Source organism: Microbacterium insulae, assembly GCF_042677065.1.
GTDB lineage: Bacteria > Actinomycetota > Actinomycetes > Actinomycetales > Microbacteriaceae > Microbacterium > Microbacterium insulae.
Window position 1 is genome coordinate 484,022 of sequence record NZ_JBHTII010000001.1, and the last position, 17,416, is coordinate 501,437.

The following is a 17,416-nucleotide window of genomic DNA, read 5'->3' on the forward strand; positions in this document are numbered from 1 at the left end:
ATGACCACCTACGACGACGACATCGACGCCATCCGCGCACTCAAGGAGGAGCACGGCGCCCCCTGGGACGCCATCGACCCCGAGTCCGTCGCCCGGATGCGTGCGCAGAACCGCTTCCGCACCGGACTCGAGATCGCCCAGTACACCGCCGACATCATGCGCCGCGACATGGCCGCCTACGATGCCGATCCCTCGGCGTACACGCAGTCGCTCGGGGTCTGGCACGGTTTCGTCGGGCAGCAGAAGCTGATCTCGATCAAGAAGCACCTGGGCACCACCGACAAGCGGTACCTGTACCTGTCGGGCTGGATGGTCGCGGCGCTCCGGTCGGAGTTCGGGCCTCTGCCCGACCAGTCGATGCACGAAAAGACTGCGGTGCCGGCGCTGATCGAGGAGATCTACACCTTCCTCCGCCAGGCGGACGCGCGAGAGCTCGACCTGCTGTTCACGAAGCTCGACGACGCACGGGCGGCGGGCGACACGACGGCGGCGGAGTTCATCCGCAGCCAGATCGACACGTACGAGACCCACATCGTGCCGATCATCGCCGACATCGACGCCGGCTTCGGCAACCCCGAGGCGACGTACCTCCTGGCGAAGAAGATGATCGAGGCGGGCGCGTGCGCCATCCAGATCGAGAACCAGGTGTCGGACGAGAAGCAGTGCGGCCACCAGGACGGCAAGGTCACGGTGCCCCACGAGGACTTCCTGGCCAAGATCAACGCGGTCCGGTACGCCTTCCTCGAGCTGGGCATCGAGAACGGCGTCATCGTGGCCCGCACCGACTCGCTCGGCGCCGGGCTCACCCAGAAGCTCGCCGTCTCGCACGAGTCGGGCGACCTGGGCGACCGGTACAACTCGTTCCTCGACACCGAGCAGATCTCGCCCGCCGACCTGGGCGACGGGGACGTCGTCATCACCCGCGACGGTGCGCTGCATCGGCCGAAGCGCCTGCCCAGCAACCTCTACCAGTTCCGCCCCGGGACCGGAGAGGAGCGCGTGGTGCTGGACTGCGTCACGTCGCTGCGAAACGGCGCCGACCTGCTGTGGATCGAGACCGAGAAGCCGCACATCGAGCAGATCGCGGGCATGGTCGACGCGATCCGCGCCGAGGTGCCGGACGCGAAGCTCGTGTACAACAACAGCCCGTCGTTCAACTGGACCCTCAACTTCCGGCAGCAGGTCTACGACCTGCTCGCCGCCGAGGGCGCCGACGTCTCGGGCTACGACCGCGGCGACCTGATGAACGCCGAGTACGACGGCACCGAGCTGGCGCGCCTTGCGGATGAGAAGATCCGCACCTTCCAGCGCGACGGCTCGGCGCGCGCCGGGATCTTCCACCACCTCATCACGCTGCCGACGTACCACACGGCCGCACTGTCGACCGACGACCTGGCGAAAGGCTACTTCGGTGACGAAGGAATGCTCGCCTACGTCCGGGGCGTGCAGCGGCGCGAGATCCGCGAGGGCATCGCAACGGTCCGGCACCAGAACATGGCCGGCAGCGACATCGGCGACAACCACAAGGAGTACTTCGCCGGCGAGGCGGCCCTGAAGGCCGGCGGCCAGCACAACACGATGAACCAGTTCAGCTGACACCGGCGACGGATGCCTCGGCCCACCGCACACGCGGGGCCGAGGCATCCGTCATTCCCTGCCACCGGGAAGCAGGCCGCGTTCCATCGCGAGGGTCACGGCGCGCGTGCGGTCGGCGACGCCGAGCTTCTCGAAGACCTTGAGCAGGTGCGTCTTCACGGTGGACTCGCCGATTCCGAGGGTGCTCGCGATCTGCTTGTTGCTGTGGCCGGTCGCCACCAGTCCGAGCACTTCGGTCTCGCGCGCCGTGAGGACGGGCGGTTCCGGATGCCGCATCCGCTCGACCAGCCGCACCGCCACCTGCGGCGAGAGGGCCGACTGCCCGGCGGCGACCGAGCGGATCCCCGCGACGATCTCGTCCTGAGGTGCGGCCTTGAGGAGGTATCCGCTTGCGCCGGCCTCGATCGCGGAGAGGATCTGGTCGTCGGACTCGTAGGTGGTGAGGATGAGGACCCGGGCCGCACCGTCCGCGGTGATGCGAGCGGTGGCCTCGACGCCGTCGACCCCCGGCATCCGCAGATCCATGAGGACCACGTCGGGTCGCGTGGCCGCGGCCAGTCGCACCGCCTGCGCGCCGTCGGCGGCTTCGGCGACCACCTCGAAGCCGGGTTCGTCCGAGAGCAGGCCGACGAGACCGGCACGCACGACCGGGTGATCGTCGACGATGAGCAGTCGGATCATCCGGTCACCGCCTGCCCCGCGGGAGCGGCCGGGAGCCGCACGACGAGAGTCGTGCCCGAGCGCGGCGCGGAGGTCACCTCGAGGTTCCCGCCCGCCAGCGCGATGCGCTCGGACATGCCGTCGAGTCCGAAGCCGGCGCGCGGTGCCGACGGTTCGAAGCCGCGCCCGTCGTCGGAGACTTCGAGACGGGCGTCGCCGTCGGCGCTCGCTTCCACGACGACCCGGACGGCGGTCGCGGCGGCGTGCTTGCGCACGTTCGCGAGCGACTCCTGCAGGCACCGGAGGAGGACGAGCTGGGACTCGCGGCTCAGCGAGCCCGCCGCATCCAGCCGCAGCTCGAGGTCGATGGCCAGCCCGGTCTCGTCTCGGAACCGCGCGACGAGGCGCTCCACGGCATCGCTCAGCGCGGAGTCCTGCGGAACCGGAGCCGTGCGCGCCACGAGGGCGCGCGCCTCGTCGAGGGCCTCGCGCGAGAGCCGCTCCACCAGCGCGATCGTGTCGGCCGCGGCATCCGTCCGCTCTTCGCGCAGCTGCCGACCGGCCCGCTCGGCGAGGATCGTGAGGCCCGCGAGCGTCTGAGCGACGGTGTCGTGCACGTCGCGGGAGAGGCGCTCGCGCTCCGCGGCGGCGCCGCGCTCGCGACTGAGCGCCTCGAGCTCGCCCTGCGCGGCGGTGAGTTCAGCGACCAGGTGCGCGCGCTCCTCGCCGTACTCGACGACGCTCCATATCCACAGTCCGAAGGCGATCGCGAACGCGAAGCCGAACACCGCGGTCGTCACCGCGGCGCCGAGGGCGGCGAGCGACGGCCACCCTCCTTCGAGGATGCCGCCGAAGACGGCGAAGCCGACGAACACTCCCAGCGCCACGACGGCCGAGCCGGCGATGGCCGGCCGTCTCGCGCTCGACAGCACCCACACGAGCGGATAGGCGATGGCTTGGACGATCGCGAAGAACGGCTGCACCGCGCACCCGAGCGCCAACGCCACGGCGCACGCGATCGCGAAGAGCGGCATCCGCCACGGCCGCGGATCGCGCAGGCCGCGGCGCGCGATGCCGACGTACGCCGCCGCGAACACGAGCAGCGCGAGAGCCGCGACCGCCAGCTCGGTGGGCGTGGCGCCTCCGCCTGCCACCACCGCGACGGCGACGGCGAGGGACACGGCGATCATCGCCGCGTCCCACCAACGTCGATTCAGCATGGTGCCCGTCCCGCGCTCAGGCTACGCGGTGCGCCTCATCCACCGGAAGGTGACGCGGGCGAGTATCAGCCCGATCACGAGCCACACGGCGAGCGCGATCGCGACCCCGGCGAGGTTCCACTCGCCGTTCTGCTCCAGCGCCGCGTAGGAGTCGGGGAGGAAGACGTACCTCATCCCCTGCGCCATCCACTTCACCGGCAGCACGCCGGCGGCCGTCTGCAGCCACTCGGGCAGCATGTAGAAGAAGAGGTAGACGCCCGACAGGAACTGCACGACGAGGACGATCGGGATGACCACCGCGGTCGCGCTGCGCGCTGTGCGGGGCACCGCCGAGATCGCGACGCCGAGCAGCGAGGAGGTGACGATCCCCAGCACGAAGACGCCCGCGAAGACCGCCCACTTCTGCGGTTCCGTCGGCAACGGCACCCGCAGGACCAGACCGGCGAACGCGAGGACCAGTGCCGCCTGGAGGACGCCGGTGACGCCGACCTGGCCGATCTTGCCGACGAAGTAGCTCACCGGCGACAGGGGCGTCGACCCCAGCCGCTTGAGGATCCCCTCGGAGCGCTCGATCGCGATGTCGATCGCGAGGTTCTGGAAGCCGGACAGCAGCAGGCCCGCCGCGAGCATGCCGGGGAGATACATCTGCGCGACCGGCACGGGCGGGAGCCCGGCAGCGGGCTGCATGTCGCCCTGACCGCCGAAGGCGACCGAGAACAGGCCGAGCATGACGATCGGGAAGAGGAACGTGAACACGAGCGTGTCGAGCGAGCGGAAGTACTGGAGCAGCTCGAAGCGGGCGCGCCACACGCCGGCGCCGATCACGCCGCGGCTGCGGCTCATAGCGCGGGGGCGGATGCCGCCCGCCTCGGTCGTGCGGATCGCGGTGCTCATCGCGTGACCTTCCTTTCTTCGGTGGCCGCCGCGACGGCGTCGGCCGTCACCAGGCCGAGGTACACGTCCTCCAGCGAAGGACGCAGAATCCGCAGGTCGGCCGGTTCACCGCCGCCGTACGACACCAGATCGGCGACGAATCGGCCGGGCTCCGCGGTGCGGTGCTCGAGGTCGCCGCCGGCATCGCGCCACCGGACGATGGGCGTGCGGGCATCCTCGCCGCCGATCGCGGCGACGGGGCCGACGGCCCGCAGGGTGCCGCCCACGAGGATCCCGACACGGTCCGCGAGGTGCTCCGCCTCGTCGAGGTAGTGAGTGGTCAAGAGGATCGTCGTCCCGTCCGCGGCGAGGCCGCGGATCATCGCCCAGAACTCCCGCCTCGCCTCGGGGTCGAAGCCGGTGGTGGGCTCGTCGAGGAAGAGCAGGTCGGGGGCTCCGACGATCCCGAGTGCGACGTCGACCCGCCGCTGCTGCCCGCCGGAGAGCTTTCCGACGCGGCGGTCCGCTTCGGCCTCCAGCCCCACCGCGGCGATCACCTCGTCGACGTCGCGCGGCCGCGGGAAGAACCCGGCGAACTGCCGCACGTACTCGCGGACGGTCAGCGCCCCGAGGCTTCCGGCGGACTGCAGCACGACGCCGAGCTTCGCCTTCCACCCCAGTCCCGCGCTCTCAGGGTCCTCCCCCAGCACAGTGACCTCACCCGACGTCCGCCGCCGGAATCCCTCGAGGATCTCGACGGTCGTCGACTTCCCCGCCCCGTTCGGCCCGAGCAGGGCGAACGTCTCGCCGCGCGCGATGTCGAACGACACGTCGTCCACGACCGCACGGCCCGCATACTCCTTGCGCAGGTTCCGCACCCGCACCACTTTTTCGTCCATGCCTCCACGATTCCGCGATCGCAGAAGCACCGGCACGCCCGTTCGTCCGGTCGGGGATCCCCCATTCGGTGGAGATGCCTCGGCCCACCCGCTGCGGGGGCCGAGGCATCCGTTCTCCGCACCCGATCAGGCGTCGGCGTCGGCGAGCCCCTCTCCGACGGATTCGGTGCTCGTGCTCAGCCCCGCGAACCGGATCGCCGGCGACCCGAGCTCGTAGGCGGTGAAGTACACCGGCTTCTCGGTCTGCAGCATGTGGACGATCTCGTCGAACTGGTGCGCCGGAAGCTGCACCTGGTGGAACGAGGCGCCCAGGCTCAGGTAGTCCGTGGGCGGACTCGACGGGAACGAGATCGACACGGTCGCCCCATTGGCGAGCCCGAGTCGCACCTGACGGTCGTAGTTGAGCGTCGGCGCGCGGAACACGTCGACCTTGTAGGAGGTGACTTCCTGATTCCAGACATCGGCCATTTCCTTCTCCTTCTCCTGTTGCGGGTCTTCGTGGGAGGAGGGCGGGTCGTCGCGGGGTGATACCGGAGGCGGCGGCATCCACGGGGCGAGGTGTCGTCCCGCGACCCGCAATCCGGACACTTCCGCCGGCGCGCGCGGACTACGCTCGAAGGCGTGACAGAACGCGCTCCGCTCTCCCGCAAGCTCTCCGCCATCGCCGAGTCCGCGACCCTCAAGGTCGACGCGAAGGCCAAGGCGCTGCAGGCCGCGGGCCGCCCGGTGATCTCGTATGCCGCCGGCGAGCCCGACTTCGCGACACCGCAGTTCATCGTGGATGCCGCGGCCGCCGCGCTGACGGACCCCTCGAACTTCCGCTACACGCCCGCCGCCGGGCTTCCGGTGCTGCGCGAGGCGATCGCGGCGAAGACCCTGCGCGACTCCGGCCTCGAGGTCGACCCGTCGCAGATCATCGTCACCAACGGCGGCAAGCAGGCCGTCTACCAGGCCTTCCAGGCGGTCGTGAACCCCGGCGACGAGGTGCTGCTGCCCGCGCCCTACTGGACGACGTACCCCGAGGCGATCGCCCTGGCCGACGGCGTGCCGGTCGAGGTGTTCGCCGGCGCCGACCAGGACTACAAGGTCACGGTCGAGCAGCTCGAGGCGGCGCGCACCGACCGCACCACGGCGCTCGTCTTCGTCTCCCCGTCCAACCCGACGGGCGCGGTCTACACGCCCGATGAGACGCGGGCGATCGGCGAGTGGGCGGTCGAGCACGGCATCTGGATCGTCTCGGACGAGATCTACCAGAACCTCGTCTACGAGGGTGTCCGGGCCGTGTCGATCGTCGAGGCGGTTCCGGATGCCGCGAACCAGACGATCCTCGTCAACGGCGTGGCCAAGACCTACGCCATGACAGGGTGGCGCCTGGGCTGGATGGTCGGTCCCCAGGACGCCATCAAGGTCGCGGCGAACCTCCAGTCGCACCTGTGCTCGAACGTGAACAACATCGCGCAGCGCGCCGCCCTTGCCGCGCTGACAGGACCGCAGACCGAGGCCGAGCAGATGCGGCTGGCGTTCGACCGCCGTCGCCGCCTGATCGTGTCGGAGCTGTCGAAGATCGACGGCGTCACCGTGCCCAATCCGCTCGGGGCGTTCTACGCCTACCCCGACGTGCGCGGTCTGCTCGGCCGTGAGTGGCGCGGCAAGACGCCGACCACGACACTCGAGCTCGCCGACCTCATCCTCGAAGAAGCCGAGGTCGCGGTGGTGCCGGGTGAGGCGTTCGGTCCGTCCGGGTACCTGCGCCTGTCGTACGCGCTCGGCGACGACGCGCTCCTCGAGGGCGTGCAGCGACTGCAGCAGCTCTTCTCGGCCTAGGGCCGGGGCGGCGGTTGTCGCGCCGCCGGCCACGCCCTGACCCGCCCGAGCCTCCGGCGACCACACTTTTGTGCGAGCCGCACAGACATTCGCGTGCGGTCTCGCACAAAAGTGTGCCTTCGGCGCTGTGCCGCCGTTCCGTCGACATCTGCTCGCGCCGTTCGACGCCTCCCATGAGACCGAACGAAGGGACTGCTCATGGGACGGATCGATCTGCCGGAAGTCGTCGCTGCTCTGGCGAACCTCGCGCCCGCTCAGCGCGAGCGGCTGCTCGGCACCGACGACCACGACGCGCGGTGCGACGAGAACGGTGTGCTCGGACCGGACTAGAGCTCGACGTTCACGAGCACGGGCTCGGGCTGCAGGACGAGCCCGAACTCCGCCTGCACGCGCCCCTGGATGTATCGGGCGAGCTCGGCGAGCTCGGCAGCCGTCGCCGAGCCGCGGTTCGTGAGCGCCAGGGCGTGCTTCGACGACAGCGCCGCACGAGAGCGCGGCAGCTTGAACCCCTTGCGCACCCCGGAGTGCTCGATGAGCCACGCCGCGCTGACCTTGACGTCCGACTCGATTGCGGCGGGCGGCGGGACGTACCCGTCGAACGCCGACAGCGGGATCACGAGCACCGGATCCAGGTCCGGGGTCACCGGCCAGCGCGGGCACGCCGCGGGGAGAGTGCGGGCGAAGGATGCCGACACCACCGCGTTCTGGAAGAACGAGCCCGCGCTGTACGTGTCGGGATCGTCGTCGTCGAGCACCATCCCCTTGCGGGCTCGGGTGACGAGGACGTGGTCGCGCACCCAGGCGACGGTCACGGTGTCGTCGACTCCGAGCCCGAGGGCCGTGCGCAGCTGCTCCCCCGCGATCGGACGCTGGTCGTGGCCGACCTCGGCCAGTTCGAGCGTCACCGACAGGATGACCGCCCGCCGGGCCGGGACCGACCCGTAGTGGTGCTTGAGGGCCGAGGTGCGGAAGCCGAGTCCGAGGTCGGCGGCGGCCACCGTCGAGACCTCGCCGGTGGACTCGTCGATGAGCTCGACCTCGACGAGCGTCTGCACGATCTCCTGGCCGTAGGCGCCGACGTTCTGCACGGGCGCCGCACCGACGGTCCCCGGGATGCCGGACATCGCCTCGATCCCCGCCAGCCCCTCGGCGACGGAGTGTGCGACGAGGGCATCCCAGTCGTGCCCGGCCTGCACGCGCAGCCGCGCGAACCCGGGCCGCGGCGACGGCAGACGCTCGATGCCCTCGGTGCGGATCCGCACCACGGTGCCCTCGAACGGATCGTCCCCGACGAACAGGTTCGAGCCGCCGCCGAGCACGAACCACGGCTCGTCGTCGGCCCACACCTCGCGGAGGGTGGCGACGAGTTCGTCGGAGGTCGTCGCCTCGAACATGCGCATGGGCGCCCCGCCCGTGCGGAGCGTCGTCAGCTGCGACAGCGGGACGGGCTCGACCTCGGTCATGCGGTTCGGACGCGCACCTGCGCCTTGCCCAGCACGGTCGACTCGCCGTGCGAGACGGTCAGGTCGATGCGCGCGGCGCCGTCGTCGACGGCTCCGACCTTCGCGACGATCGTGACGTCGGCTCCCGCGCCGGCGTCGACCACGACGGGTCGCGTGAATCGCACGCCGTACTCGAGGATGCGGCCCGAGTCGCCGAGCCACGGGATGATCGTCTGGACGGCGAGGCCCATGGTGAGCATGCCGTGGGCGAGGACGCCGGGGAGGCCGACCTCCGCGGCGATGTCGTCGCGGTAGTGGATGGGGTTGAAATCGCCGGATGCCCCGGCGTAGCGCACGAGGGATTCCCGTGTGAGATGCACCGTGCGCTCGGCGACGACCTCGCCGACCGTCAGGTTCTCGAGGGCGCTCATCGATCGCCCTCCCCCACGAGCAGGACGGATGTCGCGGTCACGACGTGGTCACCTGCGGCATCCGTGATCTCGGCATCGCTGGTGACCATCGCGTTGCCGCCGAGGGTGCGGATCCCGGTCACGGTGAGGCGGGCCGTGAGCTCGTCGCCCGCGACGATGGGGCGCGTGTAGCGGAATCGCTGCTCGGCGTGGAGCACGTTCTGCAGGACGATCCCGGAGTCTGGTTCGGACAGGAGCTGCTGGAGGGTGAGGTCCTGCACGACCATCGCGAACGTCGGCGGCGCGACGACGTCGGCATATCCGAGCGCCTGGGCGGCGGCGGGATCGGTGTGCTGCGGATCGGTCGCGAAGACGGCGCGAGCGAACTCGCGCACCTTCTCACGACCCACGAGGTAGGGGGCCGTCGGGGCGAAGTCGCGACCGACGAGCTCGGGGTTCACTGGCACCGTGCCATCCTACGGCGCGAGCGCCACACCTCCGCTTATCGGCGGCGGCCGCGGATCGCTCGGACGGCCATCTGGACGGCGATGAAGACGAGGAACACCGCGAAGAGCACGTTGCCCACGAACGGGTCGACGAGGGTCGCGATCCAGGCGCCGAGAGCCGTCGTCGTGCAGGCCGCGACACCGATCGTGGCGGCCGCGGCGAGGTCGACGTTGCCACGGCGCACGTTGCCGACCGTGCCCGAGATCGCCGTCGGGATCATCATCAGCAGGGACGTGCCCTTGGCGACGAGGTCGCTCGTGCCGAACAGCAGCACGAGCGCGGGCACGACGATGATGCCGCCGCCGACTCCGATGAGGCCGGCGACGACGCCGGTCACCACACCCAGCGAGACGAGGCCGATCCCGCTCAGCACCGTTAGCTCGAGGACGGCGTCGCGCGACGGGATCACGAAGAAGAGGCTCACGATCACCAGCACCAGGAATCCGACGAACGTCCACCGCAGGATCGTGATCGACAGGCGAGGGAGCAGCCAGGTGCCGATCTGCGCGCCGACGACCGCGCCGGCGGCCAGCAGCAGCGCGGGGATCCACGCCACCGAACCGTGCACCGCGTAGGAGATGACGCCCACCGTCGCCGTCGGCACGATCGCCGCCAGCGAGGTGCCGGCGGCGAGCCGCTGGTCGAAGGCCAGCGCCAGCACGAGGAGCGGCACGATCACCGTTCCGCCGCCGACGCCGAACAGCCCGGACAGCAGACCGGCGAGCAGCCCCACTCCGGCGCACGTCAGGAAGAAGCGCGCGTCCCTCGCGCGCGGCGTGGCCGTCGACACAGGTCAGCCGGTGACGTCTTCGAGGTCGTCGATGACCCACTCGCCGTCGACGTCCACGACCGTGTACACGTACTCCCACTGCTGCGGCTGTGCGACATCCAGCGGCTCGCCCTGTTCGTCGAACAGCGCGTTGTAGTTCTCGGTCGTCGACACGACGACCTGGGCGTCTTCAGCCTCGATGTTGGTCACCGACACGGTGTAGTCCTCGACACTGGCGGAGAACTCCGTCGCCGTGGTCTCGAACGTCTCGCAGTCCTCGATCCCCGACTCGGACCGGAAGCCCTCACTCGTGGCGGCGAGGTAGGCATCGCAATCGACGTTCTGCCACGCGTCGTCGTACAGCTCGACCGCCGCGACGGCGGCCTGCTCGTCGGCGCCCGACGGCTCCACGCCGGATCCGGCCGAGCCGCCGCCCGAGGCGAGGTTCAGGAAGAGGAGCGGGATGACGATCGCCGCGGCGATCACGATGCCGAGCATGACGACGCCGAGCACGACCCAGAGGATCCAGAGCTTCGACGTGCGGGGCTCGGTCGCCGCCGTGAACGCCCCCGCGGTGCCCGGATAACCGCCCGGGTAGTCACCCTGCGGCTGTCCTGCGCCGTACGGGGCGGCGGGCGCTCCCGCGGCGGGAGGCACGCCGAGACCGAGCGCCGTGGCGGGGTCGACATCGGCGGGCTCGGTCGCCGACGGTGCACCGACCGGCGCCGGCTGCGCCTCGGCGTCGGCGGGCGCATCGGCAGCTGCCGTGTTCGCCGCGACGATGTCGGCCTCGGTCGGGGCGGTTTCGCCCTCGGTCTCGGGGTCCGGCGTGGCGACGTGCTCGGTCCACTGCGCTCCGTCCCACCAGCGCAGCGCGCCGTGTCCGTCGTCGTACCAGCCGGGGGGAGTCGTCGCCATGGTCACACCCTATCCCGGGCGCGGAGGCGGGCCTATGGACGGGACCGGATGCCTCGGGGGCGAAGCATCCGGTCCCCTCCTCCCCCTTCTCTCATTTGCTGGAGAAGGCGGCGTCGAAGGCGGCGGCGGGTGGGGTGATGGCGTTGAGTTTGCGGACGAAGGCCAGTGCTTCGGGGGCGCCGGCCAGGCGGTCCATGCCGGCGTCCTCCCACTCCACACTGGTGGGGCCGGTGTAGCCGATCGCGTTGAGCGCGCGGAACAGCGGCTCCCACGGCACCTGCCCATGCCCGGTGGACACGAACGTCCACCCCCGGCGCGGGTTGGCCCACGGCAGGTGCGAGCCGAGCACCCCGTTGCGGCCGTCCAGGTTGGTGACCGATTCCTTCACGTGCACGTGGAAGATGTGATCGGCGAAATCCAGCACGAACGCCACCGGGTCCAGCTGCTGCCACATGAAATGCGACGGATCGAAATTCAACCCGAAACTGGGCCGGTGCCCGATCGCCTCCAAGGTCGCCTTCGCCGTCCAGTAGTCGTACGCGATCTCACTGGGGTGCACCTCCAACCCGAACCGCACCCCCACCTCTTCGAACACGTCCAGGATCGGGTGCCACCGGTCCGCGAAGTCCCGGTACCCGGCCGCGATCCACTCGTCACTGGCGGGCGGGAACATCGCCACCGCCTTCCAGATCGACGACCCGGTGAACCCGTTCACCTGCGACACCCCGAGCTTCGCGGCCATCCGGGCGGTGTCCTTCATGTCCTCCGCCGCCCGCTGCCTGACTCCTTCGGGGTCCCCGTCACCCCACACCCGGTCCGACAGGATGTCGCGGTGGCGCTGATCGATCGGGTCATCGCACACCGCCTGACCGGTCAGATGATTCGAGATCGCCCACACCCGCAGCCCGTTGCGCTCCAGGATGCCCAGCCGGGACTGCACATACTCCTCGTCATCCCACCGGGACACGTCGAGGTGATCACCCCAGCACGCGATCTCCAGACCGTCATACCCCCACTCACCCGCCAGCCGCGCCACCTCCTCGAACGGCAGATCAGCCCACTGCCCAGTGAACAGAGTGATCGGTCGAGTCATTTCGTCGTCCTTTCTCAGGAAGGTGGTTCAATCGCCCGTCGCGATCCACGCGCTGCCGGATGCGGAGCTCCGCTCGACCGCCTCGAGCACGCGCTGCACGTGCAGCCCGTCCTCGAATGAGGGCCGCGGCTGCGTCCCTTCGTCGATCGCGGTGACGAAGTCGTAGACCTGGTGGGAGAACCCGTGCTCGTAGCCGAGCATGTGACCGGTCGGCCACCACGGCCCCATATAGGGGTGGTCGCTCTCGGTCACGAGGATGCGCTGGAAGCCCAGGCCCGTCGCCGGGAGCGTCGCGTCGTAGAACTCGAGCTCGTTGAGGCGCTCGAGGTCGAAAGCGAGTGCCCCCTTCGATCCCGAGATCTCGATGCGGAGCGCATTCTTGCGGCCCGTGCGGAAGCGGGTGGCCTCGAACGAGGCCAGCGCGCCGGACTCGAGTCGTCCGGTGAAGAGGGCGATGTCGTCGACGGTGACCTTGCCGCGCTCGCTCGTCGCGGTCCCCGAGAGTCCGGAGCCCTCGCCGAGCAGGGGCCGCTCCTCGACCAGGGTCTCGATGATCCCCGACACGGTGGTGACCCGCTGACCGGTGATGTACTCGGTCAGGTCGACGGCGTGAGCGCCGATGTCACCGAGCGCACCCGACCCGGCGCGGTCCTTCTGCATGCGCCAGGTGAGGGGGGCCTCGGCATCCATCAGCCAGTCCTGCAGATACTCGGCCCGCACCTGGCGGATCTCGCCGAGTCGGCCTTCGGCCACCAGGTCGCGGGCGAAGGTGGTCGCCGGCACGCGCCGGTAGGTGAAGCCCACCATCGACCGGATGCCGCGCTCGGCCGCGGCCGCTGCGGCAGCCGCCATCCGCTCGGCCTCCTCGACGGTGTTCGCCAGCGGCTTCTCGCACAGCACGTGCTTGCCCGCCTCCAGCGCGGCGATCGCGATCTCGGCGTGCGTGTCGCCGGGCGTCACGACGTCGACGACGTCGATGTCGTCACGGGCGATCACCTCACGCCAGTCCGTGGCCGACTCGTCCCAGCCCCATTTGCGGGCGGATGCCTCGGCCCCTGCGGCATTGCGGCCGACGAGGACCGCCATCTCGGGCTCCAGCGGAAGATCGAAGAAGCGCGGCGCGACGCGCCAGCCCTGTGAGTGTGCGGCGCCCATGAAGCCGTGGCCGATCATGGCGATGCGGAGCGTCTCGGTCAACGCGGTGTCCTCTCTCTCGGGAGGTGAGGCGCGGGGCGCCCGCCGGTGGACGGGCGCCCCGCGGATCTGTCGTCGGGCTTACTGGAACGAGAGGTCGATGAACTGGTCGACATTCTCCTTGGTGACGACGGGGGCGTCGAGCACGATGCGGTTCGGCACCGACGGGGTGACGATGTCGCCGAGCGTCTTCTGCTGGGCGATGAGGCGAGCCAGCGCCACGCCGTCCGCCGCCTGAGTGGACGGGTAGATGACGGTGGCCTTCAGCACGGTGTCGTCGGCCTCGATGGCCTCCATCGCCGAGCGGCTTCCGGCGCCGCCCATCATGAAGAACTCGTCGCGTCCGGCGGCGTCGATCGCGGCCAGCACGCCGATGCCCTGGTCGTCGTCGTGGTTCCAGATGGCGTCGATCTGCGGGTTCGCGGCCAGCAGCTGCGAGGCGGCTGCCTCACCGCCGGCGACCGTGAAGTCGGCGGCGACACGCGCGTTGACCTCGAGCCCGCAGTCGCTCAGGGCGTCTGCGAAGCCCTCCGAGCGGTCCTGCGTGAGCGGCAGCGAGTCGATGCCCGCGATCTCGGCGACGAAGCCCTCGCCGCCGAGCTGCTCGCAGATGTAGGTGCCGGCGCTGACTCCCATGCCGTAGTTGTCACCGAGGATCGTGGAGCGCGCGGCGAACGGGCTCGAGAACTCGCGGTCGACGTTGATGACCGGGATGCCCGCCTCCATCGCCGCGATGGCGGCCTCGGTGAGCGCGGCGCCGTCCGTCGGCAGCAGCACGATGGCGTCCACGCCGTCATTGACGAAGGTCTCGACCGCCGCGATCTGCGCGATGGGGTCATTGGTGCCCTCCGCCACGCGCAGCTCGACGTCGTCGAAGCTGTCGGCGGCCGCCTGTGCGCCGGAGTTGATGGCGCCCAGCCAGCCGTGGTCGGCCGCGGGACCGGAGAAGCCGATGACGACGGTGTCGCCCGACTCGGCGTTCTCCTCGGTCGTGGTGCCCTGGTCGACGACGGTCTCCTCGTCCGCACCGCTGCCGGTGCAGCCGGCGAGAAGTCCGATCGCTGCGACGACTGCCGTCCCGGTGAGGACCAGTCGGGTGCGCGCCTTCAGGTGTGAGCGCATTGTTTTCCTCCTTGAATGTGATGCAGCTTCACAGCGTGGTTCCGAGAGGGAAGCTGCCCTCATCCGAGGGGTCCACGCTGACGAGGTTCACCGTAGCAGAAGGCCGCGGTAATCCGACATCTTTTGTTCAGCAGTCGACAGAAGTAACGAATCGGCCACGATCACGCGGAAGGCCCTCAAAATGTGCGCGGTCACTCTGATGCGCAAGATGTCGACTCCCGCGGCAAGAACCCTCGGCAGGAGCGGCGAAGTCATGTTATGTTCAGCGAGTGATCAAAGTTGACCATGAATCGGCATTACTCGACGTTCGAGGCGTGACGAAGAGCTTCTCGGGTGTGAAAGCCCTGCAGGGGGTGGACTTCGAGGTCGTCGCCGGCGAGGTGCACTGCATCCTGGGGCAGAACGGTGCGGGCAAGTCGACGCTCATCAAGACCCTCGCGGGCGTGCACCGGCCCGACGATGGCGAGATCCGGTGGCTCGGCGAGCGCGTCGACATCCCCGACCCGGAGGCGGCGATCGAGCTCGGCATCGCGACGATGTACCAGGAGCTCGACGTGGTCGACGGCCTCACGATCGCCGAGAACATCTTCCTGGGTCACGAGCTCTCCCGCGGCGGCTTCACCCGGCGATCGGAGGCGGCCAAGCAGACGAAGGAGCTGCTGCGGCGGCTGGGGCATCCGAGCCTCTCCCCCCACACCGAGGTCGGAACCCTCAGCGCCGCGAACAAGCAGATCGTCTCGATGGCCCGTGCGCTGTCGCACGACATCAAGCTCATCATCATGGACGAGCCGTCCGCCGTGCTCGACACCGAGGAGGTCAAGAACCTCTTCCACGTCGTGAAGGAGCTCACGTCGCAGGGGATCGCCGTCGTTTACATCACGCACCGCCTGGAGGAGATCCGGCAGGTCGGCGACCGCATCACGGTCCTCAAGGACGGGCGCACGACGGCGACCGGCCTTCCCGTCGCCGACACCCCCACCGCGGAGCTCATCCGCCTCATGACCGGGCGGGACATCGCGAACGTCTTCCCTCCGGCAGCGCCCGTCCCCTCCGACGCGCCGAATGTGCTCGAAGTCGATGGCCTCGGCGTCGCGGGGGTCTTCCAGGACGTGTCGTTCACCGTCCGCGCGGGTGAGGTCGTCGGCCTCGCCGGCCTGGTGGGCTCCGGCCGGTCCGAGATCCTCGAGACGGTGTACGGGGCGCGCCGCGCCACCGCCGGCACCGTCCGAGTGGGAGGAAAGCCCCTTCCGCGCGGGTCGGTCGTCAAGGCGGTCGCAGCCGGCATCGGGCTGTCGCCGGAGGAGCGCAAGAGCCAGGGCCTCGTGCTCGACGAGCCGATCTACTTCAACGTGACGCTGGCATCCATGAAGCGCTTCGCCAAGGGCGGCTTCCTCGACGAGCGCGGGGCGCGCGCCGCCGCGCGTTCGCAGATCGAGTCGCTGGAGCTGCGCCCCGCGGATCCCGACCGCCCCACGATCACCCTTTCCGGCGGCAACCAGCAGAAGATCCTCCTTGCGCGCTGGCTCGTGCACGGGACCCGGGTACTCCTGCTCGACGAGCCCACCCGCGGCGTCGATGTCGGCGCCCGCGCCGAGATCTACGCGCTCATCCGCGAACTCGCCGCCGCCGGCAACGCGATCGTGATCGTCTCCAGCGAGATCGAAGAGGTGCTCGGCCTCTCCGACACCGTCCTCGTCATCGCCGAAGGCCGAGTGCTCGAAACCCTGCCCGCATCCGAGATCGACGAGCACGGCGTGCTCGACCTCGTCATGAAAGGAACCGCCGCGTGAGCGAGTCCCACACCCTCGGCACCGACGCCGTCCCCTCCTCGTCGGAGGCACCGCCGCCCGGCGGCGCTCCCGATCCGACCCGGCCCTCGGGCATCCGACGCGTGCTGTCGGGCTCGGTCGGGCGCAACCTCGGTCTGGTCGTCGCGCTGCTCCTGCTCGTGATCGTCGGCGCGGTGACCGCGCCCGACACGTTCCTGAGCGTGAGCAACACGCTGACGATCCTCCGTCAGGCATCGATCCTCGGCGTGGTCGCGGTCGGCATGACCCTCATCATCACGGCGGGCGGCATCGACCTCTCGGTGGGCTCCGTCCTGGGTCTCGCCTCAGTGGTCGCGACACTCGCAGCCGTCCAGGATCTCGCCGACCAGCTGCACTGGTCCGTCATGATCCTCATGGCGCTCCTCGTCGGCGTCGCCGCCGGCCTCGTCAACGGCATCGTCATCGCGTACGGCAAGGTCGTCGCGTTCATGGCGACCCTCGCGATGCTCATCGCAGCCCGCGGCCTCGCCGAGGTGCTCGCCGAGCGACGCACGCTCCAGGTCCAGGATCGCGGGTTCATCGAGTTCCTCAACCAGGACTTCATCGGCGTCGACATCCTGATCTGGATCTTCGTGATCGTCGCCATCGCGGGTTGGGTGATCCTCAACCGCACCACCTTCGGTCGTCGCACCGTGGCCATCGGCGGCAACCGCGAGGCGGCCCGCCTCGCCGGCATCAACGTCAAGCGGCACACCATGTGGCTCTACGCGATCTCGGGTCTGTGCGCCGGTATCGCCGGCGTGATGTACCTCGCCCGCACCACGGCCGGCACGTCGACCCACGGAACTCTGCTCGAGCTCGATGCGATCGCCGCCGTCGTCGTCGGAGGCACGCTGCTCGTCGGCGGGCGCGGGACGATCACGGGAACCGTCTTCGGCGTCCTCATCTTCACGACCCTGACGAATGTGTTCGTGCAGAACAACCTGAACTCGTCGATCCAGGCGGTCGTGAAGGGCGTGATCATCGTGGTCGCGGTGCTCTTGCAGCAGCGGTTCGCCAAGCCGACCGGACGAGCGACCTGACGGATGCCGCGACCCGGCGTCCTCGACTATCGTCGGCG

The 17,416-nt window shown here is 69.9% G+C and carries 18 protein-coding genes; 5 read left to right on the forward strand and 13 right to left on the reverse strand.

Annotated elements, in window-relative coordinates; translation table 11 throughout:
* Entirely contained in the window at window positions 1-1,596 is a 1,596-nt protein-coding gene (locus ACFQ0P_RS02235) for an isocitrate lyase (RefSeq protein WP_204980094.1), read from the forward strand.
* 51 nt (window positions 1,597-1,647) lie between these two features.
* On the opposite strand, the gene ACFQ0P_RS02240 is transcribed toward ACFQ0P_RS02235, so the two are convergent.
* The 5 genes from ACFQ0P_RS02240 to ACFQ0P_RS02260 all read right to left on the reverse strand — a co-directional run bounded on the left by ACFQ0P_RS02240 (window position 1,648) and on the right by ACFQ0P_RS02260 (window position 5,716).
* Window positions 1,648-2,277 carry a response regulator gene (locus tag ACFQ0P_RS02240; RefSeq protein WP_204980095.1) on the reverse strand — a complete coding sequence of 210 codons (630 nt, stop codon included), beginning with the start codon at window positions 2,275-2,277 and terminating at the stop codon, window positions 1,648-1,650.
* Entirely contained in the window at window positions 2,274-3,476 is a 1,203-nt protein-coding gene (locus ACFQ0P_RS02245) for a sensor histidine kinase (RefSeq protein ID WP_204980096.1), read from the reverse strand. Before ACFQ0P_RS02245 ends, ACFQ0P_RS02240 begins: the two co-directional genes overlap by 4 nt.
* 21 nt (window positions 3,477-3,497) lie before the next feature.
* A complete protein-coding gene (locus ACFQ0P_RS02250; protein WP_204980097.1) occupies window positions 3,498-4,370 on the reverse strand; it encodes an ABC transporter permease in 873 nt (290 codons plus the stop codon).
* Window positions 4,367-5,248, reverse strand: coding sequence for an ABC transporter ATP-binding protein (locus tag ACFQ0P_RS02255; RefSeq protein WP_204980098.1), 882 nt, complete (start codon window positions 5,246-5,248; stop codon window positions 4,367-4,369). Before ACFQ0P_RS02255 ends, ACFQ0P_RS02250 begins: the two co-directional genes overlap by 4 nt.
* A gap of 126 nt (window positions 5,249-5,374) precedes the next feature.
* Window positions 5,375-5,716, reverse strand: a complete 342-nt coding sequence (locus tag ACFQ0P_RS02260; protein WP_204980099.1) for a hypothetical protein — start codon at window positions 5,714-5,716, stop codon at window positions 5,375-5,377.
* 153 nt (window positions 5,717-5,869) lie between these two features.
* Here ACFQ0P_RS02260 and ACFQ0P_RS02265 point away from each other — a divergent pair, with 153 nt between their 5' ends.
* The gene (locus tag ACFQ0P_RS02265) at window positions 5,870-7,072 is read left to right on the forward strand and encodes a pyridoxal phosphate-dependent aminotransferase (protein ID WP_204980100.1); all 1,203 of its coding nucleotides are present in this window, start codon (window positions 5,870-5,872) and stop codon (window positions 7,070-7,072) included.
* Between the two features lie 198 nt (window positions 7,073-7,270).
* On the forward strand, window positions 7,271-7,402 hold the full coding sequence (locus ACFQ0P_RS02270) for a hypothetical protein (protein WP_378771214.1): 132 nt from the start codon (window positions 7,271-7,273) through the stop codon (window positions 7,400-7,402).
* Here the strand turns inward: ACFQ0P_RS02270 and ACFQ0P_RS02275 are convergent.
* The 8 genes from ACFQ0P_RS02275 to ACFQ0P_RS02310 form a co-directional block, all read right to left on the reverse strand.
* The gene (locus ACFQ0P_RS02275) at window positions 7,399-8,535 is read right to left on the reverse strand and encodes a UDP-N-acetylmuramate dehydrogenase (protein ID WP_204980101.1); all 1,137 of its coding nucleotides are present in this window, start codon (window positions 8,533-8,535) and stop codon (window positions 7,399-7,401) included. The two genes, ACFQ0P_RS02270 and ACFQ0P_RS02275, sit on opposite strands and share 4 nt — an antisense overlap.
* Window positions 8,532-8,945, reverse strand: coding sequence for a MaoC/PaaZ C-terminal domain-containing protein (locus ACFQ0P_RS02280; RefSeq protein ID WP_204980102.1), 414 nt, complete (start codon window positions 8,943-8,945; stop codon window positions 8,532-8,534). The genes ACFQ0P_RS02275 and ACFQ0P_RS02280 overlap by 4 nt, the downstream gene beginning before the upstream one ends.
* Window positions 8,942-9,391: an FAS1-like dehydratase domain-containing protein gene (locus tag ACFQ0P_RS02285; RefSeq protein ID WP_204980103.1), complete on the reverse strand. Its 450-nt coding sequence runs from the start codon at window positions 9,389-9,391 to the stop codon at window positions 8,942-8,944. Before ACFQ0P_RS02285 ends, ACFQ0P_RS02280 begins: the two co-directional genes overlap by 4 nt.
* Before the next feature lie 35 nt (window positions 9,392-9,426).
* Window positions 9,427-10,221 carry a sulfite exporter TauE/SafE family protein gene (locus ACFQ0P_RS02290; RefSeq protein WP_204980104.1) on the reverse strand — a complete coding sequence of 265 codons (795 nt, stop codon included), beginning with the start codon at window positions 10,219-10,221 and terminating at the stop codon, window positions 9,427-9,429.
* Window positions 10,222-10,224: 3 nt separating this feature from the next.
* A complete protein-coding gene (locus ACFQ0P_RS02295) occupies window positions 10,225-11,118 on the reverse strand; it encodes a DUF2510 domain-containing protein (protein WP_204980105.1) in 894 nt (297 codons plus the stop codon).
* A gap of 91 nt (window positions 11,119-11,209) precedes the next feature.
* Window positions 11,210-12,211 (reverse strand): sugar phosphate isomerase/epimerase family protein, encoded by a 1,002-nt coding sequence (locus tag ACFQ0P_RS02300; RefSeq protein ID WP_204980106.1) that lies wholly within the window; start codon window positions 12,209-12,211, stop codon window positions 11,210-11,212.
* Between the two features lie 27 nt (window positions 12,212-12,238).
* On the reverse strand, window positions 12,239-13,384 hold the full coding sequence (locus ACFQ0P_RS02305; protein ID WP_204981501.1) for a Gfo/Idh/MocA family protein: 1,146 nt from the start codon (window positions 13,382-13,384) through the stop codon (window positions 12,239-12,241).
* Window positions 13,385-13,486: 102 nt separating this feature from the next.
* Entirely contained in the window at window positions 13,487-14,527 is a 1,041-nt protein-coding gene (locus ACFQ0P_RS02310; RefSeq protein ID WP_204980107.1) for a substrate-binding domain-containing protein, read from the reverse strand.
* Window positions 14,528-14,841: 314 nt separating this feature from the next.
* Here ACFQ0P_RS02310 and ACFQ0P_RS02315 point away from each other — a divergent pair, with 314 nt between their 5' ends.
* Both ACFQ0P_RS02315 and ACFQ0P_RS02320 read left to right on the forward strand, forming a co-directional pair.
* The gene (locus ACFQ0P_RS02315; protein WP_204980108.1) at window positions 14,842-16,317 is read left to right on the forward strand and encodes a sugar ABC transporter ATP-binding protein; all 1,476 of its coding nucleotides are present in this window, start codon (window positions 14,842-14,844) and stop codon (window positions 16,315-16,317) included.
* Window positions 16,314-17,378: an ABC transporter permease gene (locus ACFQ0P_RS02320; protein ID WP_204980109.1), complete on the forward strand. Its 1,065-nt coding sequence runs from the start codon at window positions 16,314-16,316 to the stop codon at window positions 17,376-17,378. Before ACFQ0P_RS02315 ends, ACFQ0P_RS02320 begins: the two co-directional genes overlap by 4 nt.
* The last annotated feature ends 38 nt before the right edge of the window (window positions 17,379-17,416 follow it).

Excerpts from the sequence above, each read along its gene's own strand:
- ACFQ0P_RS02235 (WP_204980094.1), top strand. The coding sequence starts at position 1 with ATGACCACCTACGACGACGACATCGACGCCATCCGCGCACTCAAGGAG.
- ACFQ0P_RS02240 (WP_204980095.1), bottom strand. The coding sequence starts at position 2,277 with ATGATCCGACTGCTCATCGTCGACGATCACCCGGTCGTGCGTGCCGGT.
- ACFQ0P_RS02245 (WP_204980096.1), bottom strand. The coding sequence starts at position 3,476 with ATGCTGAATCGACGTTGGTGGGACGCGGCGATGATCGCCGTGTCCCTC.
- ACFQ0P_RS02250 (WP_204980097.1), bottom strand. The coding sequence starts at position 4,370 with ATGAGCACCGCGATCCGCACGACCGAGGCGGGCGGCATCCGCCCCCGC.
- ACFQ0P_RS02255 (WP_204980098.1), bottom strand. The coding sequence starts at position 5,248 with ATGGACGAAAAAGTGGTGCGGGTGCGGAACCTGCGCAAGGAGTATGCG.
- ACFQ0P_RS02260 (WP_204980099.1), bottom strand. The coding sequence starts at position 5,716 with ATGGCCGATGTCTGGAATCAGGAAGTCACCTCCTACAAGGTCGACGTG.
- ACFQ0P_RS02270 (WP_378771214.1), top strand. The coding sequence starts at position 7,271 with ATGGGACGGATCGATCTGCCGGAAGTCGTCGCTGCTCTGGCGAACCTC.
- ACFQ0P_RS02275 (WP_204980101.1), bottom strand. The coding sequence starts at position 8,535 with ATGACCGAGGTCGAGCCCGTCCCGCTGTCGCAGCTGACGACGCTCCGC.
- ACFQ0P_RS02280 (WP_204980102.1), bottom strand. The coding sequence starts at position 8,945 with ATGAGCGCCCTCGAGAACCTGACGGTCGGCGAGGTCGTCGCCGAGCGC.
- ACFQ0P_RS02295 (WP_204980105.1), bottom strand. The coding sequence starts at position 11,118 with ATGGCGACGACTCCCCCCGGCTGGTACGACGACGGACACGGCGCGCTG.
- ACFQ0P_RS02300 (WP_204980106.1), bottom strand. The coding sequence starts at position 12,211 with ATGACTCGACCGATCACTCTGTTCACTGGGCAGTGGGCTGATCTGCCG.
- ACFQ0P_RS02305 (WP_204981501.1), bottom strand. The coding sequence starts at position 13,384 with ATGATCGGCCACGGCTTCATGGGCGCCGCACACTCACAGGGCTGGCGC.
- ACFQ0P_RS02310 (WP_204980107.1), bottom strand. The coding sequence starts at position 14,527 with ATGCGCTCACACCTGAAGGCGCGCACCCGACTGGTCCTCACCGGGACG.